Source organism: Streptomyces rhizosphaerihabitans (genome assembly GCF_025399795.1).
In the GTDB taxonomy this organism is placed as follows: domain Bacteria; phylum Actinomycetota; class Actinomycetes; order Streptomycetales; family Streptomycetaceae; genus Streptomyces; species Streptomyces rhizosphaerihabitans.
In genome coordinates, this window is the sequence record NZ_JAODTZ010000179.1 from 1 (window position 1) to 523 (window position 523).

1 pseudogene is annotated in these 523 nt (G+C 70.2%); it reads left to right on the forward strand.

The window, feature by feature from the left end:
* Nucleotides 1-523: pseudogene (locus tag N4G66_RS45295) on the forward strand (DUF1254 domain-containing protein); the annotation flags it as partial.

Consider the following 523-nt stretch of genomic DNA (forward strand, 5'->3'; position numbering starts at 1 on the left):
GAACGACTACTCCTTCTACGAACTGCTTGACACCCTCGTCCAGGAGCAGCCCGCCGACTCGGGCGACCTGGAGGCGGGCGGCGCGTTCCGCGCGATCGGCATCGCCAAAGGCCACGCTTTCAAGCCCGACGACCGGATGCGGCGCCTGCTGGAGGAAGCGGTCGCGATCGGCAACGCCAGCGGCCGCACGGTCGGCCTGCGCGCGCGCCTGCAGGAAGGCTTCGCCTACTACGAGGGCTCGGCCTGGTTCAATCCGCTCTTCGTCGGCGGTTACGACTGGACCTCCCCGCCCCCGGAGATCACCCCGGACGGAGTCCAGCTCAACGAGCCCGCCTCGGGACGGGCGCTCAACTCCCGCACCGCGTTTTACTACATCGCCACCGGTGACTCGCCGGCGATGTGCATGCGCCTGACGGGAGTCGGATCCCAGTACCTGATGATCGCCGCGGACTCGGCCGGTCAGCCGTTCGATGGCGCCCGCCACTACCGGCTGACGCTGCCGGCCGGGATCCCCGCCGCGCGC